Origin of the sequence: Nonomuraea basaltis, assembly GCF_005893125.1 — a bacterium.
Lineage (GTDB): Bacteria > Actinomycetota > Actinomycetes > Streptosporangiales > Streptosporangiaceae > Nonomuraea > Nonomuraea basaltis.
Map to the genome: position 1 here is coordinate 1 of NZ_VCJS01000185.1, position 25,141 is coordinate 25,141.

28 protein-coding genes and 1 pseudogene are annotated in these 25,141 nt (G+C 70.7%); 17 read left to right on the plus strand and 12 right to left on the minus strand.

Annotation, left to right across the window (positions count from 1 at the left end; all coding sequences use genetic code 11):
• A partial coding sequence (locus tag EJK15_RS51220) for a hypothetical protein (RefSeq protein WP_206061624.1) occupies window positions 1-463 on the minus strand: 463 nt, incomplete at its 3' end.
• Between the two features lie 100 nt (window positions 464-563).
• Here EJK15_RS51220 and EJK15_RS51225 point away from each other — a divergent pair.
• Complete coding sequence (locus EJK15_RS51225) at window positions 564-1,535, plus strand: 4-hydroxy-3-methylbut-2-enyl diphosphate reductase (protein WP_138717746.1); 972 nt, start codon at window positions 564-566, stop codon at window positions 1,533-1,535.
• Window positions 1,536-1,553: 18 nt separating this feature from the next.
• On the opposite strand, the gene EJK15_RS51230 is transcribed toward EJK15_RS51225, so the two are convergent.
• Complete coding sequence (locus tag EJK15_RS51230) at window positions 1,554-2,063, minus strand: DUF6542 domain-containing protein (protein WP_138717747.1); 510 nt, start codon at window positions 2,061-2,063, stop codon at window positions 1,554-1,556.
• A 15-nt stretch (window positions 2,064-2,078) separates the two neighbouring features.
• Window positions 2,079-3,359, minus strand: coding sequence for a DNA recombination protein RmuC (locus tag EJK15_RS51235; protein WP_240777742.1), 1,281 nt, complete (start codon window positions 3,357-3,359; stop codon window positions 2,079-2,081).
• An 87-nt stretch (window positions 3,360-3,446) separates the two neighbouring features.
• Between EJK15_RS51235 and EJK15_RS51240 the strand changes: the two genes are divergently transcribed.
• Window positions 3,447-4,160 carry a hypothetical protein gene (locus EJK15_RS51240; RefSeq protein WP_138717749.1) on the plus strand — a complete coding sequence of 238 codons (714 nt, stop codon included), beginning with the start codon at window positions 3,447-3,449 and terminating at the stop codon, window positions 4,158-4,160.
• 11 nt (window positions 4,161-4,171) lie between these two features.
• The gene (gene ychF, locus EJK15_RS51245; protein ID WP_138717750.1) at window positions 4,172-5,248 is read left to right on the plus strand and encodes a redox-regulated ATPase YchF; all 1,077 of its coding nucleotides are present in this window, start codon (window positions 4,172-4,174) and stop codon (window positions 5,246-5,248) included.
• Here the strand turns inward: ychF and EJK15_RS51250 are convergent.
• Window positions 5,200-5,862, minus strand: a complete 663-nt coding sequence (locus EJK15_RS51250) for a TetR/AcrR family transcriptional regulator (protein WP_206061625.1) — start codon at window positions 5,860-5,862, stop codon at window positions 5,200-5,202. The genes ychF and EJK15_RS51250 overlap by 49 nt on opposite strands.
• A gap of 82 nt (window positions 5,863-5,944) precedes the next feature.
• Here EJK15_RS51250 and EJK15_RS51255 point away from each other — a divergent pair, with 82 nt between their 5' ends.
• On the plus strand, window positions 5,945-6,358 hold the full coding sequence (locus EJK15_RS51255) for a nitroreductase family deazaflavin-dependent oxidoreductase (RefSeq protein WP_138717752.1): 414 nt from the start codon (window positions 5,945-5,947) through the stop codon (window positions 6,356-6,358).
• A gap of 15 nt (window positions 6,359-6,373) precedes the next feature.
• Here EJK15_RS51255 and EJK15_RS51260 read toward each other — a convergent pair whose 3' ends face one another.
• From EJK15_RS51260 to EJK15_RS51270, 3 genes are read right to left on the minus strand one after another with little or no spacing between them, the layout of a single operon-like run.
• A complete protein-coding gene (locus EJK15_RS51260) occupies window positions 6,374-6,613 on the minus strand; it encodes an exodeoxyribonuclease VII small subunit (RefSeq protein WP_138717753.1) in 240 nt (79 codons plus the stop codon).
• A gap of 41 nt (window positions 6,614-6,654) precedes the next feature.
• The gene (locus EJK15_RS51265; protein WP_138717754.1) at window positions 6,655-7,185 is read right to left on the minus strand and encodes a DUF4245 domain-containing protein; all 531 of its coding nucleotides are present in this window, start codon (window positions 7,183-7,185) and stop codon (window positions 6,655-6,657) included.
• 11 nt (window positions 7,186-7,196) lie between these two features.
• Complete coding sequence (locus EJK15_RS51270) at window positions 7,197-7,805, minus strand: TetR/AcrR family transcriptional regulator (protein ID WP_138717755.1); 609 nt, start codon at window positions 7,803-7,805, stop codon at window positions 7,197-7,199.
• 219 nt (window positions 7,806-8,024) lie between these two features.
• Here EJK15_RS51270 and glpX point away from each other — a divergent pair, with 219 nt between their 5' ends.
• Window positions 8,025-9,053 carry a class II fructose-bisphosphatase gene (gene glpX / locus EJK15_RS51275; RefSeq protein ID WP_171075017.1) on the plus strand — a complete coding sequence of 343 codons (1,029 nt, stop codon included), beginning with the start codon at window positions 8,025-8,027 and terminating at the stop codon, window positions 9,051-9,053.
• On the opposite strand, the gene EJK15_RS51280 is transcribed toward glpX, so the two are convergent.
• Window positions 9,054-9,704, minus strand: coding sequence for a DUF1707 SHOCT-like domain-containing protein (locus tag EJK15_RS51280; RefSeq protein ID WP_138717757.1), 651 nt, complete (start codon window positions 9,702-9,704; stop codon window positions 9,054-9,056).
• A gap of 160 nt (window positions 9,705-9,864) precedes the next feature.
• On the opposite strand from EJK15_RS51280, the gene EJK15_RS76735 reads away from it, so the two are divergent.
• Together EJK15_RS76735 and EJK15_RS51285 are read left to right on the plus strand one after the other, a co-directional pair.
• A complete protein-coding gene (locus tag EJK15_RS76735) occupies window positions 9,865-9,999 on the plus strand; it encodes a hypothetical protein (protein ID WP_276615517.1) in 135 nt (44 codons plus the stop codon).
• Between the two features lie 57 nt (window positions 10,000-10,056).
• Window positions 10,057-10,752 (plus strand): DUF998 domain-containing protein, encoded by a 696-nt coding sequence (locus EJK15_RS51285; RefSeq protein ID WP_138717758.1) that lies wholly within the window; start codon window positions 10,057-10,059, stop codon window positions 10,750-10,752.
• On the opposite strand, the gene EJK15_RS51290 is transcribed toward EJK15_RS51285, so the two are convergent.
• On the minus strand, window positions 10,749-11,342 hold the full coding sequence (locus EJK15_RS51290; protein WP_138717759.1) for a TetR/AcrR family transcriptional regulator: 594 nt from the start codon (window positions 11,340-11,342) through the stop codon (window positions 10,749-10,751). The genes EJK15_RS51285 and EJK15_RS51290 overlap by 4 nt on opposite strands.
• A 91-nt stretch (window positions 11,343-11,433) precedes the next feature.
• On the opposite strand from EJK15_RS51290, the gene EJK15_RS51295 reads away from it, so the two are divergent.
• Window positions 11,434-12,600 (plus strand): MFS transporter, encoded by a 1,167-nt coding sequence (locus tag EJK15_RS51295; protein WP_138717760.1) that lies wholly within the window; start codon window positions 11,434-11,436, stop codon window positions 12,598-12,600.
• Here EJK15_RS51295 and pdxR read toward each other — a convergent pair whose 3' ends face one another.
• Window positions 12,601-13,986, minus strand: coding sequence for a MocR-like pyridoxine biosynthesis transcription factor PdxR (gene pdxR / locus EJK15_RS51300; protein ID WP_138717761.1), 1,386 nt, complete (start codon window positions 13,984-13,986; stop codon window positions 12,601-12,603). It lies immediately after the preceding gene.
• 68 nt (window positions 13,987-14,054) lie between these two features.
• Between pdxR and EJK15_RS51305 the strand changes: the two genes are divergently transcribed.
• Together EJK15_RS51305 and EJK15_RS51310 are read left to right on the plus strand one after the other, a co-directional pair.
• Window positions 14,055-14,960 carry a DMT family transporter gene (locus EJK15_RS51305; protein WP_138717762.1) on the plus strand — a complete coding sequence of 302 codons (906 nt, stop codon included), beginning with the start codon at window positions 14,055-14,057 and terminating at the stop codon, window positions 14,958-14,960.
• An 18-nt stretch (window positions 14,961-14,978) separates the two neighbouring features.
• Complete coding sequence (locus EJK15_RS51310; protein WP_138717763.1) at window positions 14,979-16,631, plus strand: fumarate hydratase; 1,653 nt, start codon at window positions 14,979-14,981, stop codon at window positions 16,629-16,631.
• A 103-nt stretch (window positions 16,632-16,734) separates the two neighbouring features.
• On the opposite strand, the gene EJK15_RS51315 is transcribed toward EJK15_RS51310, so the two are convergent.
• Entirely contained in the window at window positions 16,735-16,929 is a 195-nt protein-coding gene (locus EJK15_RS51315) for a DUF5999 family protein (RefSeq protein ID WP_138717764.1), read from the minus strand.
• A 444-nt stretch (window positions 16,930-17,373) separates the two neighbouring features.
• On the opposite strand from EJK15_RS51315, the gene EJK15_RS75415 reads away from it, so the two are divergent.
• The 5 genes from EJK15_RS75415 to EJK15_RS51335 all read left to right on the plus strand — a co-directional run bounded on the left by EJK15_RS75415 (window position 17,374) and on the right by EJK15_RS51335 (window position 22,481).
• Window positions 17,374-17,601 carry a hypothetical protein gene (locus EJK15_RS75415; RefSeq protein WP_240777740.1) on the plus strand — a complete coding sequence of 76 codons (228 nt, stop codon included), beginning with the start codon at window positions 17,374-17,376 and terminating at the stop codon, window positions 17,599-17,601.
• 16 nt (window positions 17,602-17,617) lie between these two features.
• Window positions 17,618-17,737: a Fe-Mn family superoxide dismutase gene (locus EJK15_RS75420; RefSeq protein WP_240777741.1), complete on the plus strand. Its 120-nt coding sequence runs from the start codon at window positions 17,618-17,620 to the stop codon at window positions 17,735-17,737.
• 87 nt (window positions 17,738-17,824) lie between these two features.
• Entirely contained in the window at window positions 17,825-18,934 is a 1,110-nt protein-coding gene (locus tag EJK15_RS51325) for a serine/threonine-protein kinase (RefSeq protein ID WP_138717765.1), read from the plus strand.
• 35 nt (window positions 18,935-18,969) lie between these two features.
• Window positions 18,970-21,042 carry a serine/threonine-protein kinase gene (locus EJK15_RS76740; protein WP_138717766.1) on the plus strand — a complete coding sequence of 691 codons (2,073 nt, stop codon included), beginning with the start codon at window positions 18,970-18,972 and terminating at the stop codon, window positions 21,040-21,042.
• Between the two features lie 53 nt (window positions 21,043-21,095).
• Window positions 21,096-22,481, plus strand: coding sequence for a class II fumarate hydratase (locus tag EJK15_RS51335; protein ID WP_138717767.1), 1,386 nt, complete (start codon window positions 21,096-21,098; stop codon window positions 22,479-22,481).
• A 1-nt stretch (window position 22,482) separates the two neighbouring features.
• Here EJK15_RS51335 and trpD read toward each other — a convergent pair whose 3' ends face one another.
• Window positions 22,483-23,532 carry an anthranilate phosphoribosyltransferase gene (gene trpD / locus EJK15_RS51340; protein ID WP_138717768.1) on the minus strand — a complete coding sequence of 350 codons (1,050 nt, stop codon included), beginning with the start codon at window positions 23,530-23,532 and terminating at the stop codon, window positions 22,483-22,485.
• Window positions 23,533-23,774: 242 nt separating this feature from the next.
• Here trpD and EJK15_RS51345 point away from each other — a divergent pair, with 242 nt between their 5' ends.
• Together EJK15_RS51345 and EJK15_RS51350 are read left to right on the plus strand one after the other, a co-directional pair.
• The gene (locus EJK15_RS51345) at window positions 23,775-24,527 is read left to right on the plus strand and encodes a 3-hydroxybutyrate dehydrogenase (RefSeq protein ID WP_138717769.1); all 753 of its coding nucleotides are present in this window, start codon (window positions 23,775-23,777) and stop codon (window positions 24,525-24,527) included.
• A gap of 209 nt (window positions 24,528-24,736) precedes the next feature.
• Window positions 24,737-25,141: pseudogene (locus EJK15_RS51350) on the plus strand (diguanylate phosphodiesterase); the annotation flags it as partial.

Here is a 25,141-nt window from a genome sequence, read left to right on the forward strand (position 1 = left end):
AGACGAGAGACGGCAAGGATCGGGCGGCGGCGGGCGCCGGGGCCGTCTCGGTCTTGGCGGTCACCTCGGGCTCGGCGGTGGCGGTGGACTCGCCCTTGCCCGCCGGCGCGAAGATGACCGGGTCGGGCTTGGTCTTGGCGACCCCGTTGGTCTCGGACGTACCGGACCGCGGCGCGAAGATGACCGGCTCCTTGCGGGCCGGCTTGTCGCCCTCACTCGCCGGCGGCGCGGCCACCTGGTCGGCGGCGGAGGGACGGGAGTCGTACTCGACCTCCTCGCGCTGCTCCTTGTTGCCGAGTCCCTTGATCGAGTTCTTCACCCGGTCCACCATCAGCAACGCCTGTCCGGCGGCGCTGAGCGTGGTCTGGATGACGAGGAGCGGAAGGTCCTTGGCCTTCTCCTTAAGCTCGTCCTTGTTGGTGACGGTTTTAGCGATGTTGCGTATCACGTCGCTGAAGGACATGACGTCTCCCTGGGAGGTCAGTATGGGACGGCCAGTCTGGCAAACCGCGGGCGGCCACGCACGGGCGGGCCTGATGGCCGCTCCACGTAGCATAGAAAGTATGGAGCCCCAGACCCCCACTTCCCGCCGAGTCCTCGTAGCCAAGCCACGTGGCTACTGTGCCGGAGTCGATCGAGCCGTGGTAGCGGTCGAGAAGGCTTTGGAGCAGTACGGCGCGCCGATCTACGTACGCAAGCAGATCGTCCACAACACCCACGTCGTCAAGACGCTCGAGGCCAGAGGCGCCATCTTCGTCGAGGAGACCGAGGAGGTGCCCGAGGGGGCGATCGTGGTGTTCTCCGCCCACGGCGTCTCGCCGGCCGTGCACGATGAGGCGAGGCAGCGCGGGTTGCGCACCATTGACGCTACCTGTCCGCTGGTCACCAAGGTGCACAACGAGGCGAAGAGGTTCGCCGGGCAGGACTACGACATCCTCCTGATCGGGCACGAGGGCCACGAGGAGGTCGAGGGCACCGCCGGGGAGGCCCCCGAGCACATCCAGCTCGTCGACGGGCTGGACTCGGTCGACCAGGTGCAGGTGAAGGACCCCAGCAAGCTCGTGTGGCTGTCGCAGACCACGCTGTCGGTCGACGAGACCATCGAGACCGTCGCCAAGCTCAAGGAGCGCTTCCCCACCCTGCTCGACCCGCCGAGCGATGACATCTGCTACGCCACGCAGAACCGGCAGGTCGCGGTCAAGGAGATCGCCGCCGAGTCGCAGCTGGTGATCGTGGTCGGCTCGGAAAACTCCTCCAACTCCAAGCGCCTGGTCGAGGTGGCCAAGGACTACGGCGCCGACGCCTCCTACCTGGTCGACAACGCGAGCTTCATCCGCGACGAGTGGCTCGAGGGCGTCACCACGGTCGGCTTGACCAGCGGCGCCTCGGTTCCCGAGGAGCTCGTCGAGGAGGTGCTGGCGCATCTGGCCAGGCACGGGTTCGACGACGTGACCGAGGTGCAGCCGGTGGAGGAGCGCATGCGCTTCTCCCTGCCCCACGAGCTGCGCAAGGACCTGCGGGCCTCGGCCTCCTAGGCGAAAGCCGGCTCCACGCTAGTCCTCGCCGCGCGGCGTTCCGTACACCTTGGGCTCGAAATAGCCCTCCGGCTCGGGCACGAACGGCTGGCGCGGGCGCGGCATCTCCGCGCCCGCTTTCAGCTCTTCCCGCAGCTCTCGTACGTTGTCGCGGAGCCCGCGCCGCCACGCGACCCCCAGCACGATGGCCGAGCCCGCGAACAGCCACGGCGCGCCCCGCGTCAGCGACGTGTAGAGCCCGAGCGCCAGCGACTGCACGATCGACACCGAGCCGAAGGCCCGCCCGAGCTCGACGAACAGCGTGGCGCAGAAGAACACCAGCGGCGGCGTCACCACCAGCGACAGCAGCTCGCGCCGGTTGACCAGGAGCACGCCGAGCAGGCTCGCCAGCACGAACGCGGCGCCCACCACGTGCTGGACGTCGACCAGCGCGGTCAGGACGTAGCCCGCCATGGTGGCGACCAGGGCGAGCGCGATGGCGCCACGAGCGGTCAGCCTGACGGCCGAGCGCCTGCGCTTCTCACCCACCGGCCCACCCCCCGTTCACTGCGTCCCGTTGGCCAACTTACCGTTCGAGCGGGAAAGCAGTGGCGACGTTGAGGTAGAAGGGGTTTCGAGCAGTTCGGGGGAGGACAGCGGTCTCGGGAGCCCGTCGAGCATCCCGGGAGAGTCCAGGTCGCCCTCGACGACGCCCAGATCGTGCAGCTTGCGCGCGGTGACCAGGACACGGCCTTCGAGCGACCCGACCGACTTGTTGTACGCCTCCACGGCCCGGGTCAGCGCCCTGCCCAGCGACTCGACGTTCCTGCCCAGGGTCGACAGCCGCTCGTAGAGCTCCTTGCCCAGCTCGAACACCGCCCGCGCGTTCTCGCTCAGGGCGGCCTGCTGCCAGGCGTAGTGCGCGGTGCGCAGCATCGTGATCAGCGTCGTCGGGGTGGCGATGTGCACGCGCCGGGTCATGGCGTACTCCAGCAGCCCGGGATCGCGTTCGAGCGCCGGCGCCAGGAACGCCTCGCCGGGGATGAACAGCACCACGAACTCCGGCGACGGGTTGAACCCCTGCCAGTAGGCCTTGGCGGCCAGCCGGTCGATGTGCTCGCGCACGTGCCTGGCGTGCGCGTCGAGCCGGACCGTGGCCAGCGACTCGTCCGACGCCTCCGCGGCCTCCAGATAGGCCGCCAGCGAGACCTTGGAGTCGACCACGATGTTCTTGCCGCCCGCCAGCCGCACGACCATGTCGGGCCGCATGGCGCCCTCCGTGACCTGCTCGTCGAAGTCGCAGTAGCGCTGCATGCCGGCGATCTCGGCGACCCTGCGCAGCTGCATCTCGCCCCACCGGCCGCGGGCCTCCGGCCGCTGCAGCGCCCTGACCAGGGCCGTGGTCTGGGAGCGCAACTGCTCGTGGCTCTGGCGGACGAACTCCATCTGCTTGGCCAGCTCCGCGCGCCCCGCGCGCTGACCCGACTCGGTGTCGCGCAGCTGCGACTCGACCCGCGCCAGGGCGTCCTTCAGCGGCTCTACCAGGTGCTCGACGGCCTGCTTGCGCTGCTCCAGATCGCCCGCGGCCTCCGCGCGGGTGGCGGCGAGCCTGGTCTCGGCCAGCTCGAGGAAGCGGACGTTGTTGACGTCGAGCGCGCGGGTGGACAGCGCCTGGAAACGCTCGGCCAGCTGCTCCTCGACGTAGACCAGCTTCTCGGCGGCCGACTTGGCCCGCGCGTCGGCCTCGGCCACCCGCACCGCCGCCCGCGTCCTGGCCACGAGAAATCCGATGAGCAGGCCGACGGCGAGACCGATGAGAAGCGAGACGACGTCCACTCCATCGATGATTGCAGGACATCGGGCGCGCATCTTCCCGACACGCTCTGGGCGTACGGCTTGTGCGCCACATCTTCCATCACGCAAAGTATTGCAATGAACACGCATCGCAACCTCGTCGTCGCCGGCGCCGTCGCGGCGGTCGCCCTCGCAATGGCCGGTGCCGTCGTCGCCGGTTCGGGCACCGGCCCGCCGTCCGTTCCCGTGCTGCGCTGGTCGCCAGGCGCCTGCGTCACGGGGGACCACGCGCTGACCGCATGCAACGGCGGCGACTCCGAGGTGATGGCGCTCGCCTCCGACCCGCCGGGGCCCGGCCAGTGCCCGCTGGACACCGACGACGTCCTGCGCATCGGGCAGGGCCGTACGGCCTGCGTACGCAACTTCCTCGAACCGCACCCCGGAGCCCCCGGCGGTGGCGGCGGCCTGCTCAGGCCGGGCGACTGCGTCGCGCTCGACGGCCGGGAACAGCCGTGCGCCGGGCCCGGCTGGTACGGCCGGGCCGTCGCGATCGGGCCGGATGCCGCGTCATGTCCTGCGGGCACGCTGGACACCTTGAAGAGCGCAGGACGGGTGATCTGCCTGGGCCCCGGCGGCCGGGTGCTCGCCCAGGGAACCTGCGTCGCCAGGCCGGGGACCGCGGTGATCGCCAGATCCGCCGTCGAGCGGGTGCCCTGCGACGCCCGGCACGCCTGGGCCCGGGTGCTGTCGTTCGAGAAGTCGGCCGGGCGCTGCCCGCCGCGCTCACAGCGTTACCTGCGGGGCTCCGCGGTCTACCGTCCCGTGACCTGCCTGCACCTGCTCAGCCAGTAAACTCGCTATCCGTGAGTCTCTCCATCGGCATCGTCGGCCTGCCCAACGTCGGTAAGTCCACGCTGTTCAACGCGCTTACCAAGTCCGGCAACGCGCTCGCCGCGAACTATCCGTTCGCCACCATCGAGCCCAACGTGGGCATCGTGGGCGTGCCCGACGACCGCCTGCCCAGGCTGGCCGAGATCTTCGGCTCGGCGCGCATCCTGCCCGCCAAGGTCGAGTTCGTCGACATCGCGGGCCTGGTCAAGGGGGCGTCGGAGGGGCAGGGCAGGGGCAACCAGTTCCTGTCCAACATCCGCGACACCGACGCGATCTGCCAGGTGATCAGGGTCTTCACCGACCCCGACGTCACGCACGTGGACGGCGAGATCTCCCCCAAGCGCGACATCGAGACCATCAACACTGAGTTGATCATGGCCGACCTGCAGACGGTCGAGAAGGCCATACCGCGCCTGCAGAAGGAGGCGCGCAACAACAAGGACAAGAAGGCCGCGCTGGAGGCCACCGAGGCGGCGCTGGCGGTCCTGGAGACCGGCAAGACCGTCTTCGAGAGCGGCCTGGACCGCGACGAGCTGCGTGAGCTCCATCTGCTGACGGCCAAACCGTTCCTCTACGTGTTCAACCTCGATTCCGACGAGCTGACCGACACCGCGCTCAGGGAGCAGCTGTCCGCGCTGGTCGCCCCGGCCGAGGCGGTCTTCCTCGACGCCAAGATCGAGTCGGAGCTGGTCGAGCTCGAGGAAGAGGAGGCGCTGGAGCTCCTGCAGTCGGTCGGCCAGGAGGAGTCGGGGCTGCGGCAGCTGGCCCGGGTCGGCTTCGAGACGCTCGGGCTGCAGACATACCTGACGGCCGGGCCGAAGGAGACCAGGGCCTGGACGATCCGCAAGGGCGCCACTGCGCCCGAGGCCGCCGGCGTGATCCACACCGACTTCCAGCGCGGCTTCATCAAGGCCGAGGTGGTCTCCTTCGACGAGCTGGTCGAGGTGGGCTCCATCGCCAACGCCCGCGCGGCGGGCAAGGCCCGCATCGAGGGCAAGGACTACGTGATGCGCGACGGCGACGTGGTGGAGTTCCGCTTCAACGTCTGAGCGACCGCCCCGGTCATGACCTGGGCGCGCGTGACGGCCGCGGCCAGCTCCGCCAGCCCTGACTTGATCTCGTCGATCGTCATGCCGCGCTCCTCCCGCTGGAAGGCGATCAGGCGGGCGTTGATCGGCGCGAGCAGCGCGTCTGCCAGGAACGGGGCGTTGGCGCGCGGGCAGGCCTGGGTGAGCAGCGTGGCCAGGTGGATGTAGTACACCCGGTACGGCCCGCTGAATCCGCCCTTCTCCTCCAGGAGCAGGAACAGCCCCTGCTGCGCCACGATGCGATCGACCAGCGCGTGCAGGAACGCCGTGATCCGCTCGCAGGCCGGGGCGCCGGGCCCGAGCGGCGGCGGCCCGGCGAAGAAGGCCGACTGGAACTGCCGCTCCCGCTCGTCGATCAGCGCGTAGATCAGACCGGCCCGGTCGCCGAAGCGCCGGTAGACGGTGCCCACGCCGACGCCCGCCTCGCGGGCGAGCTCGTCGAGCGACAGATCGTCGGCGCCGCGCTCGGCGATCATCCGGGCGGCGACCTCGATGATCTTCTGCCGGTTCCGTGCGGCATCGGCACGTTCCGGCTGGGGCTGCCCGAGGACAGGCAGCGGTCGGCGTCCGCACACGGGTTGAGCATACTGCTTGTAAACGGAGAAGTCTCCGAATAGTCTTCCAACCGGAGAAATCTCCGATTCGAGGGAGCCGGAAATGCCCAGCGAGTTCAACCAGCAGATCATCGACGAGTTCCGAGCCAACGAGGGCCGGGTCGGCGGGATGTTCGAGGGCGCGCCGCTGGTGCTGCTCACGACCACGGGAGCCAAGAGCGGCAGGCCGGCCACCACCCCGGTGATGTACCTGGCCGACGGCGAGCGCTACATCGTGATCGCCTCCAACGCCGGCGCGGACAACCACCCCGCCTGGTATCACAACCTGCGGGCCACGCCCGAGGCGACGGCGGAGATCGGCACCGAGGAGTTCGCGGTCAAGGCCGCCTTCATCGAGGGCGAGGAGCGCGATCAGCTCTACGCGCGGATGGTGGAGCAGGCGCCGGGCTTCGCGGAGTACGAGGCCAAGACCAGCCGCCGCATCCCCGTGGTCGCGCTGCTCCGCCAGGACGCCTGACGTACGGGGACGGCCTCAGAAGGGGGCGTCGTCGGAGTGGCCCGCGGTGGGCTCGGAACGGCGCGCCATGGCGGCGGCGAGCTTGACCCTGGCCCCCTGGAGCCACTCCTCGCAGACGGCCGCCAGCTTCTCGCCCCGCTCCCAGAGCTCGATCGACTGCTCCAGCGTGAGCCCGCCCGTCTCCAGGCGGCGCACCACCTCGGTCAGCTCCTCGCGGGCCTGCTCGTATGAGGGTGCCTTCTCGTCTGCTGCCACGGGCACCAGCCTAGACGTGCCGGCCGGCATCCGAGGACCGGCTAGCCCTGGGGGCGCTGCCGCAGGACGGCCGCCAGCTCGGCCAGCTCGGGCCAGTCGGCGGTGCCGGTGATCACGAGCGTCACGTCGGGCAGGACGCGGATCAGCGAGCGCTGGTTCTTGTCCTCCCGGTAGCGCCGCTCCCAGGCGACCCCGCCGACCTGCTGCGTGCCGACGGCCTTGTCGGAGTTGGCCATGCGGTTGGCGAACCCGGCGGCCGGCCGCTCGTCGCTCTGCACGAACATCGCGTGCTGCCGCTTGGCCGTGGCGTAGCCGAGGTAGAGGACCTGCGCGGCGTTCTCGCCCTTGGCGATCTTGTTGCTGTTGGGGACCCAGCCCGCCGGGTCCTGCTGCGGCGCCCACACGCCGTAGGGCACCGTGTGGCCGAAGTTGGCGACGGTGATCGAGTATTCGCGCCGCGGGATGTGCTCGTCCCGGCTCTGCGGGGTGATCAGCAGGAACACCCCCGCCCCCGCGAGGCAGACGAGGAGCGCTACCGCGTAGCCGTAGAAACCTTCGGTGAACCGTCGCACATCTGGCGAGGTTACCCGCTGGAGGAGGCGGTCGCCGAAGCGGCCGGGCGGATCCGCCCGATGATGGCGAGGACCTCCTCGGCCAGGCCGCGGTCGCCGGTGCGCACCACCTCGGAGACGGCCGCGGCCAGCGCGCCGGTGACCACCACGGCCAGCGCGGGCTCGTCCTCGAACAGCGCCGCGTTTCGCTGCGCCCACTTGCGCAGCCGGTCGCGCATGACCACCTCGAAGCCGGGCGGGCCGTCGCCGCGCAGGAACAGCGCGGCCAGCTCCTGCTCCTCCAGGCAGCCGTCGAGGTAGGCGCGGGCGGCGCTGATGAACACGCTCATGGGGTCGCTCTCGCTGTCGGCGCGGGCCGCCCTGGCCGCCTGTTTGGTCCGCTGCGACTGCCTTGCCTGCCACTCCTCGAACAGCGTGAGGTAGAGGTCGGCCTTGCCGGAAAAGTGGTGGTAAAGGCTGCCCACGCTGGCGTCGGCTCTGGCCACCATGTCGGTCACGCCTGCCTCGGCGAAGCCTTTGGAGACGAAGACCTCCCTGGCGGCTGCGAGGAGCGAGCTGCGCGTCGCCGCGCCCCGCTCGGACGTGCGCGGCTGGGCCACCACGTGTTCCACATCGCTCATTCGCTCTCCTCCACGGCGCGGCGCCATGCTCCATGGTGGAGGCAAGATCCTTGACGCGCACGTGGTATGCGCGAAATCCGTTCTCCGTTACGCAGGCGCAAGTCGAAGCTTACCGACTGCTCCGCTCGGGAAGGCGTCCGAGCTGCGGCAGATTATCCGCCTCTGGCCGGGAAGAGAAGGGCAACTACGATCGAGACAGTGTCTACGAGGAGGCCAATGATGTCCGATTCGGTACCGGCTGCGCTCGCCACCGGCGAGCACGCCCCTGATCGAAACCTGGCGATGGAGCTCGTCCGCGTCACGGAGGCGGCCGCGATGGCCGCGGCCCGTTGGGTCGGCCGCGGCGACAAGAACGGCGCGGACGGCGCGGCGGTGAACGCCATGCGCCAGCTGATCAACACGGTCTCCATGAACGGCGTGGTGGTCATCGGCGAGGGCGAGAAGGATCACGCCCCGATGCTCTACAACGGCGAGCGTGTGGGCGACGGCACCGGCCCGGACTGCGACGTGGCCGTGGACCCCATCGACGGCACCCGGCTGACCGCGCTGGGCATGCCCGACGCCGTGTCAGTGATCGCGGTGAGCGAGCGCGGCTCGATGTACGACCCCTCGGCCGTGTTCTACATGGAAAAGCTGGTCACCGGCCCCGAGGCGGCCGACGTGGTCGACATCGAGGCCCCGGTGTCCGCCAACATCACCGCCGTGGCCAGGGCCAAGCACTGCTCGCCGTCCGACGTGACCGTGGTCGTGCTCGACCGGCCCAGGCACGAGCGGCTGGTCAAGGAGATCAGGGAGACGGGGGCGCGCATCAAGTTCATCACCGACGGCGACGTGGCCGGCGCGATCATGGCGGCCCGCGCGGGCACCGGCATCGATCTCATGCTGGGCATCGGCGGCACGCCCGAGGGCATCGTGGCCGCCTGCGCGCTCAAGTGCCTGGGCGGCGTGATCCAGGGCAAGCTCTGGCCACGCGACGACGCCGAGCGCGGCCGGGCCATCGACGCCGGTCATGACCTCGGCCAGGTGCTCACCACCAACGACCTGGTCCGCTCCGACGACGCGTTCTTCGCGGCGACCGGCATCACGCAGGGCGAGCTCATGCAGGGTGTACGGTTCCGCGCCGGCTCCGCGGTGACGCAGTCGCTGGTGATGCGCGGCCGTTCAGGGACGATTCGCAAGATCGAGAGCGAGCACCAGCTGTGGAAGCTGCGGGCGTACAGCGCGATCAACTTCGACACGGCCGGATGATCAGCGGCGGCGCTTGCGCCGGGGCGGCTCCTTGACCTTGACATCGCCGGCGAAGTTCGTGGTGCGCACCTCGACCACGGGCGCGCCCGGCTCGGTCGGCTGCTTGGTCAGGCGGACCGTCTTGCCCTTGGCGACCCTGATCACCTCGAGATCCTCCGGCACGTGGATCTCGAGGCCGCCGAAGACGAGCGTGGCGTTGATGACGACCCGCCGGTTCTGCAGGATCGCGTCGCGGAGGTCCAGCTTGGTGGTGCCGAACATGGCCGTCACCGTGAGCTCGGCGGGTACCACCCAGCGCCCGCCGCGCTCCTCCTGCTTGAAGAAGGCCGACACCGGCCTGCCGTCCAGGTTGAGCGGCTGCTGGTCGGCGGGCAGGAGGTCGGTGGTGAGCTGGGCGAGCTCGCCCAGCGTGCGCGCGGAATAGAGGACGCCGAGCCGCTCCTCCAGCTCATCCAGGGTGAGCCGGCCGTCGGCGTGCGCGTCCTGGAGAACCTGCGCGATTCGCTCGCGGTCGGCGTCGGACGCGCGCAGCTCGTGCGGCTGGGGACCATCGCTCCCGGCCGTCGGGCGGCGGGCGGACACCCACTCCTCGGCCAGGCGCTCTCCGACTTCCTGCAGCTTCGGCAACCAGGATCCCGCGCGTTCGTTCACACTTCTGACGATATCCGGCGCCCGCCCGATTCGCTCGTCCCGATCGGCCCCCGCTCAGCGGATTCGCGCGAGCAGTCCGGCGATCTCCTCGGCCAGCTCCGTGTTCACCTCGGCGTGGCGGTTGAGCAGGCGGTACCACATGGCGCCGAAGACGAGGTCGGTGCCGCCGGTCACCGGGCGCTACTTCGACCAGCGGCGGGAGGGCCTGGCCGACGCCCAGGCGTACGATCCGGAGACCAGGAAGCGGCTGCGCGATCTGAGCGACGAGCCCGTCCGGCGCGCGCTGGCGACCTGAACTTTGCGGAATCTATACACACTTCTCGCCGTTGATGCCCACAAAAGGGAGGTGTGCGTGCATCAACCAGCGCGGTGGGGACTCGGCGCGGCAGGCACGGGCGTCGCGATGATCGCGGGCCTGGAGCTGGCGAGCCTCGACGAGATGAACCCGATCAGGCGAACCATCAGCGAGCACGGCCTCGGCCCCGACGGCTGGATCTTCGGTCTAGGCGTGGGCCTGCTGGCGGCCGGGTCGGTGGCCATCGCGGTGTCGCTGGCACGCAAGAGACTGGCCGGGATCTTCGGCACCGTGGCGCTCATGGGCTGGAGCGTGGGCCTGTTCCTGACGGCCTGGTTCGAGAAGCACGACTGGTCGGTCGGGCCCAGCATGAGCGGCAGCATCCACCGGGCGGGCAGTTTCATAGCCTTCCTGTGCCTGCCGCTGGCGGTGGTGATCATCGCCAGGCCGTGGCGGCACGGGAAGCGGTCGAGGGCCACGCTGGTGGCGTTCGGGCTCGGGATCTGCTCCGTGCTGTGGGTCGTGGGCATCGGCACGGTGATGATGATCGGATCCCAGAACGGGATGCCGTGGTACCGGGTCATGCCGCTCGGACTGGTGGAGCGGGGCCTCGCGGTCACGGAGGTCGCCGCGCTGCTCGCCCTGGGCGTGTGGGCCGCGGCCAGGCAACTCGGTACGGCGGAGCAAAGTGGCGAACTCGTCGCCCAGCGAGGCGGCGAGGTCGTCGGCAGGCAGGCGGAACCCGGCTTCTAAGCCGGACGCAGCAACGCGATGAGGTCGTCGACGTAGCCTCTGAAGACGGCCGCCATGTCCACCCGGTCGGGGTCGATCAGCCACTGCGTCTGCAGGCCGTCCATCATCGCGATCAGCCGGTCGGCGTGCGCCTCGGCGTCCAGGTCCGCGCGGAACTCGCCGCGCTCGACGCCCCGGCGCAGCGCCGCCGCCGTGTTCGCGCGCAGCAGGCGGTATCGCCGCCTGGCCCACTCGTGCCCGGGATGGTCCGGCGTGACGGCCTCGCCGCTGATCACGGAGAACAGTTGCACCAGGCCGGGCACCCGCGCGTTGTGCTCCACCACGCCGACCAGGGCGCGCAGCGCGTCGATGCCGCCGGTCGACTCCAAGTCGAACCTGCGCCCGTCCAGGTCGTCCCGGTAGGCGAGCACCGCGACCAGCAGCTGTTCCTTGCTCTTGAAGTGGTGCAGCAGCCCCGCCTGGGAGAGCTCGACGCGCTCGGCGATGCGGGCCAGCGACGCGCCCCGATAGCCGTTCTCGGCGAACTCCAGGAGCGCGGCGGCCAGGATGCGCTCCTTGCGCGCCTCCCCTGACGCGTAGCCCCGTTTCACCCCGGCATTATCTCGTGCTGGCGCGGCGCCCGGGCCTGCCGCTAACCTGACTCCGCCTCACGTTTGATCTCCCCCCAATCAGGAGGCCTCTGTGCCGTCCCAGCGTGATCGCCAGGCCCGTGTCGCCACGTACATCGTGTACGCCGTACAGGGCCTGTCATTCGCCTCGCTGCTCGTCCAGGTCGCCGGCTTGCAGGCCAAGCACGGGCTCGACCAGGGCACGCTGACGCTCCTGCTGCTGATCGTGCCCGTGTTCGCGGGGGTCGGCAGCGTGGTGGCGGGGGGGCTCGCCGCCCGGCTGGGCAGCAAGCCGCTGCTGCGCGTCGCCCAGCCGGTGGTCGCCGCGACCGTGGTGCTGACCGGGCTCGTGCCCAACGTGCCGCTGCTGGTGCCGGTGCTGCTGCTGTTCGGGCTGGCGGTGGGCGCGGTGGACGCGGGTATCAACATGCAGGGCGTCGCGGTCGAGCGCAGGTACGGCATGCAGGTGCTGAACGGGTTCCACTGTGTGTGGAGCGTGTTCAGCATGGCAGGGGCGCTGTGGGCGTCGGTCGCCGCCGATCTTCCGCTGCCGGTCGTCATGGCCATCCCGATGGTCTTCGCGATGGCCGGCTCGCTCTACGCCGGGCGGGACCTGTGCACGGCCGACGAGGAGAAGACCGACAGCGCCGCCTCGCCGGTCGGCGGCAGCTTCCCGTGGCGGCCGATCATCCCGCTCTGCCTGGCCATGGGCTTCCTGTACATCGGCGACGCCGCCGTCTCCGACTTCAACACCGTGCTCATGAAGGACGTGCTGGCGGCGGGCCCGAGCGTCATCCCGCTGGCCTATGCCGCGTACCAGGCGGCCACGCTGGCCGTCCGGCTCGGCGGCGACTTCGCGGCCAGGCGGTTCGGCCCCGTCGCCGTCGTCAGGATCGGCGGCGTGCTTGCCACGCTGGGCTTCCTGGGCGTCGTGCTGGCCCCGAACCAGCCGCTCGGCATCGTCGCGTTCGCCCTGACCGGGGCGGGGCTGTCGGTTGTGGCACCGCAGTCGTTCTCGGCGGCGGGCAAGCTCGACCCGGCCGGGACCGGGGTGGCCATCGCCCGGGTGAACCTCTTCAACTACATCGGCTTCATCGTGGGCGTGGCGCTGGTGGGTGGCATCGCGGACGCCGCGGGCCTGCGGGCGGGATTCGTCGCGCCGCTGGTGCTGTCCGCCGCGATCATCGCCCTGGCCCGAGGCTTCCAGCCGAAGGAGGCCCCCGAGCCGACCTCGGCCTGATCAGGCGGGACTCAGCCTGACCTTCAGCCCTCGTACCGCCTCTGCGGCCTTGTGCGCCGGCAGTCGCGCGAACCCCACCACCACGGCCGGCGGCCCAGGAAACTCCCGCATGGGCCCCACCGGCTCGGCCGACACGCCGAGGGTCTGCGCGATCCGCACCACCTCCTGCTCGTCCCAGCCGCCGGGCAGCTCCAGGTACACGTGCAGGCCGGCGTCGATGCCCTTGACCTGGATCTTCGGCAGCTCCTCCGCCAGCGCCGCGACCAGAGCGTCCCGGCGGCGACGGTATTCCCTCCGCATCCGCCTCAGGTGCTTGTCATAGCCTCCGGTACGCAGGAAATGGGCCAACGCGTACTGCTCGATGACCGGGGAGCCCAGGTCCAGCTCGCCCCTCGCCCGCCGGATCGCCTCGGCCAGGTCGGGAGGCGCCGCCACCCAGCCCAGCCGCAGCCCCGGGGCGAGCGCCTTGCTCACGCTGCCACAGAGGACCACCCGGTCCGGTGCCAGGCCCTGCAGGCAGCCGACGGGGTCGCGGTCGAAGCGGAACTCGGCGTCGTAGTCGTCCTCCAGGATCGTCCGGTTGCCCGCGTACGCCCACTCCATCAGCGCGGCCCGGCGCGGCGGGGACAGGACCACGCCGGTCGGGAACTGGTGCGCGGGCGTGACCAGCACCGCGTCACCGCTCAGCCGCCGCACCTCCAGCCCTTCCTCGTCCACCGGCACCGGGACCAGGTGCGCCCCCGCCCGCCTGAGCAGCGGGACCTGGCGATGGCTCGTGGGATCCTCCACGGCCAGCCGGAGCGCACGGTGCTGGGACAGCACGTGCAGGACCAGGCTCAGACCCTGGGCCACGCCGCCGACGATCATCAGGTTCTCCGGGCGCACGTCGGCGGCCCTGACCCTCCTGAGGTAGCCGGCCAGCTCCTCGCGCAACTCGGCGACGCCGCCCGGGTCGCCGTAGTCGAGGGCGTCGGAGGGCACGGTGGTCAGGACGTGCCGCACCGCCGCCAGCCAGCGTTCCCTGGGGAAGTGGCCGAGGTCGGGCGAGGTGGGGCGGTGCCCGTAGTAGGGGCTGCCGAGCGCGCGGCGTACCGGTCTGGGGCGCGCCGCGACCTTCGGCCGGCGGGCGGTCCCGGCGGAGTTCTTGGGGGTGACCTGGGTGCCGGCGCCCACCCTGGAGACCAGGAAGCCCTCGGCGACGAGCTGCTCGTACGCCTCCACCACCACGCCCCTGGAGACCTGCAGGTCGGTGGCGAGGTCGCGGGTGGCGGGCAGGCGCGTGCCCGGGGCCAGCCGCCCACCCCGGATGGAGTCGCGCAACTCGGCGGCGATCTGCCCAGCTATACCCCCCTTCTCGCGATCTATCTGGATATGGAGGTCAGCCATATTGGTCCTGTCTTCTGCCGGGACATTGGACTGTTTATACGAACCATTGTCTCCATAGCATCCTTCACATGAGAAACGGCATACTTGGCGCCGCCTCGGCCATGTTCCTGGTGGGGACGCTGGCCGGGGTGTCGGGACTCGTCGGCGCGTACCCCATATACGGCGGGCAGGCCGTCCGGTATCTCGTGGCGGCGGCCTTTCTGCTGCTCATAACGAGGATTCTCGGCCTGCGGTTCGTACGGCTGACGCTGCGCGAGACCCTGTGCCTCGGCGGGCTCACCATGCTCGGCCTGGTGCTCTTCAACGTGTGCGTGGTCGAGTCCACCCGCGCCTCCGGCCCGGCGCTGGTCGGGACCGTCCTGGGCACCGTGCCACTGGCGCTCGCGCTGGCCGGCGGGCGTCCCGCGCCCCGGGTGCTGGCCGGGGCGAGCGTGGTGGTGGCCGGGGCGACGCTGGCCACCGGGCTCGGCAGCGGCAACCTGACCGGCCTGCTGTGGGCGCTCGGCGCGCTGGTGGGCGAGGTGAGCTTCTCCGTCCTCGCCATCCCGCTGCTGCCGAAGCTGGGGGCGATCAGGGTGTCGGCGTACTCGACCGCGCTGGCCGTGCCCATGCTGGTCGTGGTCGGGCTGGCGAACGAGGGCGCGGGCATGTTCAGGGTGCCGACGGCTTCGGAGGTGCTCGGGTTCGGCTACCTGGCGATCGTCGTCACGGTCGTGGCGTTCTTCCTCTGGTACAGCTCGCTGCCCAGGCTGGGGCCGGGGCCGGCCGGGCTGTTCGCGGGGCTCATCCCGGTGGGCGCGATCGTCACGGGAGTGGTGCTGGGTGTGGCCACGCCGTCCGCGTACGACCTGCTGGGGGCGGGACTGGTGATCGCGGGCATCGTGGTCGGTCTCACCGCGCGACGATCGCCGGCCGCCGTACCGGCACCGGTGCAGACCCATGACGAGGGGAGGGAGCGGGCGACTAATCTCTAGGGGACCGAAAGGATGGACATGGGCGAGTTCGACTACACCGACCTGCTACCGCTGGGAGCCGATGAGACCGAATATCGGCTGATCACGACGGAGGGGGTGCGGAAGGTCGAGGCGGCTGGGCGTACGTTCCTCGAGGTCGAGCCGGAGGCGTTGCGGCTGCTCACCGAGACGGCCGTCCACGACATCTCCCACTACCTGCGGGCGTCCCACCTCGCCCAGCTCAGGAAGATCGTCGACGACCCCGAGTCCAGCGGCAACGACCGCTTCGTGGCGCTCGACCTGCTGAAGAACGCCTCCATCTCGGCCGGCGGCGTGCTGCCCATGTGCCAGGACACCGGCACCGCGATCGTCATGGGCAAGCGCGGCCGCCACGTGCTGACCGACGGGCGCGACGCCGAGCACGTCTCGCGCGGCGTGTACGACGCCTACACCCGCCTCAACCTGCGCTACTCCCAGATGGCCCCGCTGACCATGTGGGAGGAGAAGAACACCGGCGACAACCTGCCGGCCCAGATCGAGCTGTACGCCGAGGACCCGCACGGCCACCCGGACGAGTACAAACTGCTCTTCATGGCCAAGGGCGGCGGCTCGGCCAACAAGTCGTTCCTGTACCAGGAGACCAAGGCCGTGCTCAACGAGAAGCGCATGATGGCCTTCCTGGAGGAGAAGATCCGCTCGCTGGGCACCGCGGCCTGCCCGCCGTACCACCTGGCGATCGTCGTGGGCGGCACCTCCGCCGAATACGCGCTCAAGACCGCCAAGTACGCCAGCGCCCGCTACCTCGACTCGATCCCCACCGAGGGGTCGCCGTCCGGGCATGGGTTCCGCGACCTGGAGATGGAGGCGAAGGTCTTCGAGCTGACGCAGAAGCTGGGCATCGGGGCGCAGTTCGGGGGGAAATACTTCTGCCACGACGTCCGCGTCATCCGCCTGCCCAGGCACGGGGCGTCCTGCCCGGTGGCCATCGCCGTGTCGTGCTCGGCCGACCGCCAGGCGCTGGCGAAGATCACGCCGGAGGGCGTGTTCCTGGAGCAACTGGAGACCGACCCGGCGCGGTTCCTGCCGGAGACGACCGACGAGCACCTCTCGGACGATGTCATCAAGGTGGACCTCAACCGCCCGATGCAGGAGATCCTCGCCGAGCTGACGAAATATCCGGTCAAGACGCGACTGTCCCTCACCGGCCCGCTCGTGGTCGCCCGCGACATCGCGCACGCGAAGATCGCCGAGCTGCTGGACGACGGCGGCGAGATGCCGCAGTACCTCAAGGACCACGCCGTCTACTACGCGGGTCCGGCCAAGACGCCCGAGGGCTACGCCTCCGGCTCGTTCGGGCCCACGACGGCCGGGCGGATGGACTCGTACGTCGAGCGCTTCCAGGCGGCCGGCGGCTCGATGGTGATGCTGGCCAAGGGCAACAGATCCAAGCAGGTGACAGAGGCCTGCCAGGAGTACGGCGGCTTCTACCTGGGCTCCATCGGCGGTCCGGCGGCCAGGCTGGCGCAGGACTGCATCAAGAAGGTGGAGGTGCTCGAGTATCCCGAGCTGGGCATGGAGGCGGTCTGGAAGATCGAGGTGGAGGACTTCCCTGCGTTCATCGTCGTCGACGACAAGGGCGACGACTTCTTCACCGATCGGACCGGACCGGTCTTGACGATCGGGCGCCGCTGAACGGGGGCTGACGCCGTAGGGTGCCGGGTGGTGGTCGATCGGGCCGCTCGGCACCGGCGTCGGGTGAGCTAGAGGGCTGCTTTCGGGGGTGGGGCTGGGGGTGCTACGCGGCCAGTTGCATCGGTGCCCGGTGCGGTGCGACAACGGAGCCGTCGGGCAGCAGCAGGCCGGTGTCCTCGAAGAGCACGACGCCGTTGCACAGCAGGCTCCAGCCCTGGTCGGGGTGGGCCGAGATCACATGCGACGCCTCGCGGTCGGGCGAGTCGGCACTGGGGCATGGGGGGTAGTGACTACACATTGCGCACCTCTCAGATGGCGCTCCTGGGTCTGGATTTTCAAAAGGGCAGCTTGCGCCCCGACGGCGTGCGAAGGTCCAGCGCGGCTCCGGTCGGCTTCCTCGGCCGGCGGCGAACCTGTGTCTGGCGCATCTTCATCACGTCCCTCAACGGTCTGTCGTTAGTTGTCGAACCTTGGTGATACACCCCAGTGTGACGGTCGGCACTGACACTTTCGGCCGTCTCTGGGAGATCGCTTTCTCTTGTGGTTAAACCATGCCCCCGTCCCCTTACGGCACCCTTACAACTCGCTGACGGCGCCCCGTAGTTCCCTGTCAGTCAGCCTGCCGTATGCGTGAAAGACCCCTACTAGGCATCATGCACATTTCTGCGCGACGCGTGTGTGCCGACCGACACACCCCCGGCGAGCTGCAAGAACGTGCTCCCTGAAAGCCGAGCGGAGATGTGTGCGCGGGGCCGCAGCCGCCCGCGCCGCGGGACCGAACTGTGCCCTCGCCACGCTGGAACGGCTCGCCGAGATCCCCGACAAGAGCGACTTCCGTACGTTCGAGGCCGCCTTCCAGCGGCTGCCGACCACCGCCACGTCGACGCTCCAGGGCTCCCGTGCCGGCATGGGAGCCCCTCCCGGGCTCGTCGTCGAGCAGGTTTACGACCACCACGGCAACGTGGCATGAACACCGCCCGCCGCTCGTGTTCGACGCATGGGAGCACGCGTACTATCTTCGGTATCGCTACGTGCGCCCGACTACGTCGAGAAACTGCGGGGCCTCATCAACTGGACCGATGTGGCCAGGAGCTTTGCTGACGTGACGAGTCAGGTGGGTTGACTAAACTTCGCAACAAATTATCGGCCGTGCCTCTACTGGTCGGTTTACACAAATAGGTAAGCTGCCAGGCATGCGTGCGCCCTCCGGTTACCTACTCGCCGCGCGCTATCGGCTCATGGAGCCGGTCGGTCGCGGCGGCATGGGCACCGTGTGGCGGGCGCATGACGAGCTGCTCAACCGCGACGTGGCGGTCAAGGAAGTGCGACTGCCCACCGTGCTCGACGAGGAGCTGCGCGCCGAGCTGTGCGCGCGCACCGAGCGTGAGGGCCGGGCGACCGCGATGGTCGCGCATCCGTCGGTCATCACCGTCTTCGACGTGGTCACCGAGGACGACCGGCCGTGGATCGTGATGGAGCTGCTCCGGGCCAAGTCCCTGGAGCAGCTCATCCAGGAGCAGGGACCGCTCGAACCGCGCAGGGCCGCCGAGATCGGCCGGCAGATCCTCGGCGCGCTGCGGGCCGTGCACGCCAAGGGCATCCTGCACCGCGACGTCAAGCCCAGCAACGTGCTGGTGACCGAGGACCGCGCGGTGCTCACCGACTTCGGCCTGGCCGCGCTCGAAGGTGACGTTTCCATCACCCAGGCGGGCATCGTGTTGGGGTCCGCCGGCTACATCGCCCCGGAGCGGGTGCTCGGCTCGAAGGCCAGCCCCGCCGGCGATCTGTGGTCGCTCGGCGCGACCCTCTACACCGCCGTCGAGGGCAGGGGCCTGCACGGCCGCCGTACGGCCGCCGCCGCGCTCGCGGCGCTGACCAGCGGCGAGCCGATCCCGATGACCAAGGCGGGGCCGCTGGCCCCCGTGCTCGACGCGCTGCTCAGGATCGACCCGCAGACCAGGCTCGACTCCGTACGCGCCTCGCTCATGCTGGCCAGGGTGGCCGCGGGCGGCTCGGCCGAGGAGCCGCTGACCTCGCGCAAGCCCGTGCGCCCGGGGCCGGCGATCACTTCACCCTCTTTTGCACGCAGGCCCGCGCATCGCGGGCTGCACAGGGCGGACGTCACTACGACAGCGCTGTCCGTACCGGCGCCGCGGCTGGAACGCAAACCCGGCGAGGGAGTGCATCGCAGGCGCGTTGAACAGCGGCCGGCACCGTCTGCTTATGCCCGTTTCAAAGCGACGGTGATAAAGTTGTGTCTTCCTCGGCGGTTCTGGCCAAGAGAACTTCGCAAGCGAGGGTAAAGCACTTCCCAAGCGAGAATCGATATCTTCTTCTCATGCCGGAACAGCAGACACGCCTGCTCGCGGAGCGCTACGAGCTCATCGCCCCGCTCGGTCGGGGGACCATGGGCACCGTATGGCGCGCCCGCGACCGCGCGCTCGGGCGCGAGGTGGCGGTCAAGGAAATCCGCCAAGACCCGGGGCTCACCGAGGAACAGCGGACCGAGCTGCGCGAACGTATGGTGCGCGAGGGCCGCATCGCCTCGCGGATCAACCACCCGTCCGTCGCCTCCATCCACGACGTGCTGATCCACGACAACAGTCCGTGGATCATCATGGAGCTCATCGAGGCCCGCTCGCTCGAGCAGGTGATCGAGGAGGAGGGGCCGCTGCCGCCGCGGCTCGTGGCCGAGATCGGCGTCGACCTGCTCGGCGCGCTGCGGGCCGCGCACGCCCAGGGAATCACCCACCGCGACGTCAAGCCGGGCAACGTGCTCATCACCGAGAACGGCCGCGTGGTGCTGACCGACTTCGGCATCGCCAGGGCCGAGGGCGACTCGCGGCTGACGAAGACGGGCATGGTGATCGGGTCACCCGGCTACACGGCTCCGGAACGTGCCAGGGGCGAGTACACCGGCCCCGAGTCGGACATCTGGTCGCTCGGCGCGACGCTGTACTTCGCCGTCGAGGGGCGGCCGGCGTACGAGCGGTCCACGATCGCGGAGACGCTGGCGGCACTGCTCTCCGAGAGCGCCGACCCGCCCACGCAGGCGGGGCAGTTGCGGCCCGTGCTGAACGGGCTGCTCAGCAAGGACTACCGGCAGCGGCTCGGCGCTGCCAAGGCGGAGACCCTGCTGCGCATGGTCGCCGACACCCCGACGAGCGAGATGCCGGTGCTCACGGCCGAGGCTCTAATGGCTCAGGAGGCCGCTTTGCCCGATCCGTTCGCCGCCCATCAGACCCCCACCGGCCAGCCATCCGGCGGACATGGTCCTGGTGCCCCGGGCTCTCACGGCCCCGTCGGCTCGGGACCTCAAGGACCTGGCGGCCACGGCATCGGCGCCCCTGGGCACGGACCGGCTGCTCCTGGACCGCATGGTCCGGGCGGCCCCGGCGCTCCTGGTGGTCCCGGCGGCCACGGGCCTGGAGGCCACGGCGCGGGCGGACCGGGCCAGAGCCCGGGGCCTGCGGGACGCGGAGGGCCGGGCGCAGGCGGGCCGGGAAGGCCCGGCGCTGGAGGGCCCGGCGGGCGTGCCGCACCTGGACCTGGGGCAGGCGGCCCGGGAACGGGCGGACCCGGAGCGGGCGAGCCGGGGCAGCGGCCGGGTGGAGCGCCCGGGGGGCAGCGGCCTGTGTCCGGGCCGCAGGGACCCGGGACAGGGCAAGGGACGGGATCCGGTCCCCAGGGGCCGATGCGCGGCCCGAAGGCGCCCACCGTGCCACAGGGCGCCGCGCCTGGGCATCCTCAGGGCCAGCAGTCGGCCTCGCCGGCTCCCCCTGGCGCCTCACGCGGCCCCGCCGCGCAGGGCGCGGGTCCGGGTGGGCCGGGCGCCGGAGCAGGGCGAGGCACTGGAACGGCCCAGGGCGTCGCCCCTCCCGGGCCAGCCGCGGGCCAGGGCAGGCCGGGTGCAGGCCAGGGCGGACCAGGTCCAGGCCAAGGCGGACCAGTTGCCGGCAAGGGCGGGCCGGGGGCGCAGGGCGGTCCGTCCGGGAGGTCGGCGTTCGAGGGGGATTTCGACCCCGAGCGTACGGTCAGCATCGCGCGGCCCAAGGGGCCGTTCCCCTCGGGTCCCGAGCAGGGCGGCCAGCCGCCGGGCGACGAGGGAGCCATCAACACCATGCGCATCCAGACGCCCCCGAGCGGTTCGCCGGGGCACCAGGTCTACCCACCGATGGGCCAGCAGCAGGGCGCGCCCCAGCAGCACGCGATGCCGCGGGACCCCCAGCAGGGCGGCCGCCCGCCGGGGCCGCACGAGAGCAAGGGCCTGGGCACGGACCTGTTCGCCATCGCCGGGCAGCCGGAGCAGAAGCCCGAGGGCAACCGCAACGGCATGCTGGTCCTCATGGCGGTGGCCGCCGCGGCCGCCGTGGTGATCGCCGTCCTCATCGTGGCGCTCTTCTCCAGCTGATCGGTCAGGGATGGTCCGGCTGATCCGGGAGGCCGTGGTTCAGACTGGGAGTCATGAGCGAGTTCAGAATCGAGCATGACTCCATGGGCGAGGTCCGTGTGCCCGCAGGTGCCAGGTGGCGCGCGCAGACCCAGCGGGCGGTGGAGAACTTCCCGGTCTCGGGACGGCCGCTCGAGCCGTCCCATATCGCCGCGCTGGCCCTGATCAAGGCGGTCGCGGCCGAGGTCAACGGCGAGCTGGGCGTGATCGACAAGGACATTGCCGAGGCGATCGCGCAGGCGGCGGCCGACGTCGCGGAGAACGAGCACGACGCCCATTTCCCGATCGACGTCTTCCAGACCGGCTCGGGCACCTCGTCCAACATGAACGCCAACGAGGTGATCGCGTCGCTGGCCGAGGAGCGGCTGGGCCGTCCCGTGCACCCGAACGACCACGTGAACGCCTCGCAGTCGTCCAACGACGTCTTCCCGACCTCGATCCGCGTGGCGGCGGCGACCGAGGTGACCTACCACCTGCTGCCCTCGCTCCACCACCTCGCGACGGCGCTGCGGGCGAAGGCGATCGAGTTCGACGGAGTGGTGAAGTCGGGGCGCACCCACCTGATGGACGCGACCCCGGTGACGCTCGGCCAGGAGTTCGGCGGGTACGCGACCCAGATCGAGCACGGCGTCGTCCGCGTCACCGCGTCCCTGGAGCGCGTACTGGAGCTGCCTTTGGGGGGCACCGCCGTGGGCACCGGCATCAACACGCCGCCGGGCTTCGCCCAGGAGGCCATCGCGAAGTTGCGCGAGGCGACCAACATCCCGTTCATCGAGACCAGGGACCACTTCGAGGCCCAGAGCGCGCAGGACTCCATCGTCGAGCTGTCCGGGCAGCTCAAGGTCGTGGCGGTCTCGTTGAACAAGATCGCCAACGACCTCCGCTGGATGGGGTCGGGGCCGCGGGCGGGGCTCGGCGAGATCAACCTGCCCGACCTGCAGCCCGGATCGTCCATCATGCCCGGCAAGGTCAACCCCGTGATCCCCGAGGCCACGGCCATGGTGGCGGCCCAGGTGATCGGGAACGACGCGGCGATCACGTTCGCCGGCGCGTCCGGCAACTTCGAGCTGAACGTGCAGCTGCCGGTCATCGCGCGCAACATCCTGGAGTCGATCAGGCTGCTGGCCAACGTCTCCCGCCTGCTCGCCGACCGCTGCATCGCGGGAATCACCGCGAACGTGGAGCGCCTGCGCGAGTACGCCGAGTCGTCCCCGTCGATCGTCACGCCGCTGAACAGGTACGTCGGCTACGAGGAGGCCGCCAGGATCGCCAAGCAGGCCCTCGCGGAGCGCAAGACCATCCGCGAGGTCGTCATCGAGCGCGGCCACGTGGCCGACGGCACCCTGACCGAGGACCAGCTCGACGCCGCGCTCGATGTGCTATCGATGACCCGCCCTTAGGTCATACGGCCGTTCGCGTGGCGTGCCCCCAGCGGGTGAGCAGGGACAGGGCCGCGCCGGAGTCGACGGCGTCGGTGGCCCGCTTGTAGGCCCCGGCCAGGGCGGGCGTGAGCTCGCTCGCCGGCGGCGTGCCCTCGGCGGCCACCACGGCGGCGGCCGCGTTCAGCAGCACGACGTCGCGCACCGATCCCCGCTCGCCCGCGAGGACGGCCCTCGCCACGGCGGCGTTGTGCCGCGCGTCGCCGCCGACCAGGTCACCGGGGCGGGCGCGGGGAATCGACAGATCGGCGGGGTCGAAGGCGGTGCGCGTCACGGTGCCGCGGCGTACCACCCAGATCGTCGAGGGGCCGCAGGTGGTCAGCTCGTCGAGCCCGTCGTCGCCTCTGAAGACGAGCGCGGAGCCGCCGCGTTCGGCCAGGACGCCCGCGATGACGGGCGCCATCGCCGGGTGGAAGACGCCGACCGCCTGGGCGGGCGGAAGTGCGGGGTTGGTGAGCGGGGCCAGGATGTTGAAGACCGTGGGGACGCCCAGCTCGCGGCGCGGCCCCGCGGTCCGCCGCAGCGCCGGGTTGAACGCCGGCGCGAAGCAGAACGTGATGCCGATCTCGTCCGCGATCCGGACCACCGCGGCGGGCGGCAGCGCGATGACCACGCCCAGTTCCTCCAGCACGTCGGCGGCCCCGGACCTGGAGGAGGCGGCCCGGCCGCCGTGCTTGACCACCTTCACGCCCACGGCGGCGGCGACGATGGCGGCCATGGTGGAGATGTTCACGGTGCCGGCGCGGTCGCCGCCGGTGCCGACGAGGTCGACGGGGTCGCCGGAGACCCTGATCGCGGCCGACCTGGCCAGCATGCCGTCGGCCAGCCCGGACACCTCCTCCACGCTCTCGCCTTTGGCGCGCAGGGCGATGGCGAACGCGGCGATCTGGGCGTCCGTTGCCTCTCCCGACATGATCTGCTCCATGGCCCAGGCGGCCTGGCGGGAGGTGAGCGACACGCCGTCGAGGAGCATGGCGAGCAGGCCGGCCCAGGTGGTTGTGGTGCTGGTCATGGTGAGCGCCCCTTTTCGTTCAGAGCTCGACGGGGGCGCGTGCGGAAATGCCGACGGCCGCCTCGTCGAGGCGGCCGTAGTGCGTATGCGCTGGGAGGTCCGCCTAGGAGACGGGCCACCACTGGAGCGAATACGCGATCATGTGGCAAAGATAGCAGACTCGTTGATCCACATAGCGGGGCACCGATCTATGTCGCCGGCACCCATGCGTCCCGGCGCGGCGACCGCCTAGGGTTCGGGATATGGCGAAGGAGCTGACTGGGCGGACCGCGCTGGTGACGGGGGCAGGGGGCGGCATCGGGGCGGCCTGCGCCCGGCGGCTGGCGGCGGCCGGCGCCAAGGTGCTGGTCGTCGACCTGCGGGACGAGCCCGCCGAGAAGGTGGCCGCCGAGCTGGGCGGCACGGCCGTGGTGGCCGATCTGAGCGACCCCGGGTTCGTGGCCGCGTTGCCGGACGAACCCATCGATATCGTTGTGAACAACGCTGGGTTCCAGCACGTGGCGCCGATCGAGGAGTTCCCGCCCGACGTGTTCGCCACGATGCTGCGCGTCATGGTGGAGGCGCCGTTCCTGATCGCGCGGCGGGTGCTGCCCGGCATGTACGCCAGGGGCTGGGGGAGGTTCGTGAACATCTCGTCCGTGCACGGGCTGCGGGCCTCGCCGTACAAGTCGGCGTACACGACGGCCAAGCACGCACTGGAGGGCTTTTCCAAGGTCGTGGCGCTGGAAGGGGCGGCCCACGGGGTGACCTCGACCTGCGTCTGCCCCGGGTACGTACGGACCGGGCTGGTCGAGGCGCAGATCGCCGACCAGGCCAGGGTGCACGGCATCGAGCCGGACGAGGTCGTGGAGAACATCATGCTCCAGCCGGCCGCGATCAAGCGGCTGATCGAGCCCGAGGAGGTGGCCGATCTGGTCGCCTACCTGTGCGGGCCGGGCGGCGCGTTCATCACCGGCGTGTCGCTGCCGGTGGACGGCGGCTGGACGGCGCGGTAGAGGTCAGGCGGCGGCATATCCTTACCGAGCCGCCGAACGGAGTGAGGCCATGAGCCCGCGAGGGAGTGCCGTCGCCTGGAGGAGCGGCGGGAGCGAAGCGACCAGAGCGGGGGAAGGCGGCGGCATATGGGCGACCGCGCCGCCGAACGAAGTGAGGCCATGAGCAGGCGACGGCATATGGCGACCGAGCCGCCGAACGGAGTGAGGCCATGAGCACTCGCTTTCTCGAGCTTCTGGCAAGGGAGGCGTCGGCGGTCGAGTTCGAGGGACCGATCATCGAGGCCAGGGCGCGGGGCGCGGACCCGGCCGAGATCGAGGAGCTGGAGCAGGCCAAGGTCGAGGCGCTGAAGGTGCGTGCGCTGCTCAAGCGGCGGGCCAGGCGCGAGGCCGAGCTGACGGCGCTGTACGACACGGCCGGCGACCTGGCGGCGCTGCGCGACCTGGACGCCGTGCTGGAGGCCATCGTGCACCGGGCCAGGCAGCTGCTGGCGACCGACGTCGCGTACATGACGCTGCACGACCCCGAGCGTGGCGACACGTACATGCGGGTCACCGACGGGTCGATCTCGGCCAAGTTCCGGGCGCTGCGGCTGGCCATGGGGGCGGGGCTGGGC

Coding starts and splice junctions, on each gene's coding strand:
- EJK15_RS51225 (WP_138717746.1), top strand. CDS start 564: ATGGAGCCCCAGACCCCCACTTCCCGCCGAGTCCTCGTAGCCAAGCCA.
- EJK15_RS51240 (WP_138717749.1), top strand. CDS start 3,447: ATGAACACGCATCGCAACCTCGTCGTCGCCGGCGCCGTCGCGGCGGTC.
- EJK15_RS51255 (WP_138717752.1), top strand. CDS start 5,945: ATGCCCAGCGAGTTCAACCAGCAGATCATCGACGAGTTCCGAGCCAAC.
- EJK15_RS51270 (WP_138717755.1), bottom strand. CDS start 7,805: ATGAGCGATGTGGAACACGTGGTGGCCCAGCCGCGCACGTCCGAGCGG.
- glpX (WP_171075017.1), top strand. CDS start 8,025: ATGTCCGATTCGGTACCGGCTGCGCTCGCCACCGGCGAGCACGCCCCT.
- pdxR (WP_138717761.1), bottom strand. CDS start 13,986: ATGGCTGACCTCCATATCCAGATAGATCGCGAGAAGGGGGGTATAGCT.
- EJK15_RS51305 (WP_138717762.1), top strand. CDS start 14,055: ATGAGAAACGGCATACTTGGCGCCGCCTCGGCCATGTTCCTGGTGGGG.
- EJK15_RS51310 (WP_138717763.1), top strand. CDS start 14,979: ATGGGCGAGTTCGACTACACCGACCTGCTACCGCTGGGAGCCGATGAG.
- EJK15_RS51315 (WP_138717764.1), bottom strand. CDS start 16,929: ATGTGTAGTCACTACCCCCCATGCCCCAGTGCCGACTCGCCCGACCGC.
- EJK15_RS51325 (WP_138717765.1), top strand. CDS start 17,825: ATGCGTGCGCCCTCCGGTTACCTACTCGCCGCGCGCTATCGGCTCATG.
- EJK15_RS76740 (WP_138717766.1), top strand. CDS start 18,970: ATGCCGGAACAGCAGACACGCCTGCTCGCGGAGCGCTACGAGCTCATC.
- EJK15_RS51335 (WP_138717767.1), top strand. CDS start 21,096: ATGAGCGAGTTCAGAATCGAGCATGACTCCATGGGCGAGGTCCGTGTG.
- trpD (WP_138717768.1), bottom strand. CDS start 23,532: ATGACCAGCACCACAACCACCTGGGCCGGCCTGCTCGCCATGCTCCTC.
- EJK15_RS51345 (WP_138717769.1), top strand. CDS start 23,775: ATGGCGAAGGAGCTGACTGGGCGGACCGCGCTGGTGACGGGGGCAGGG.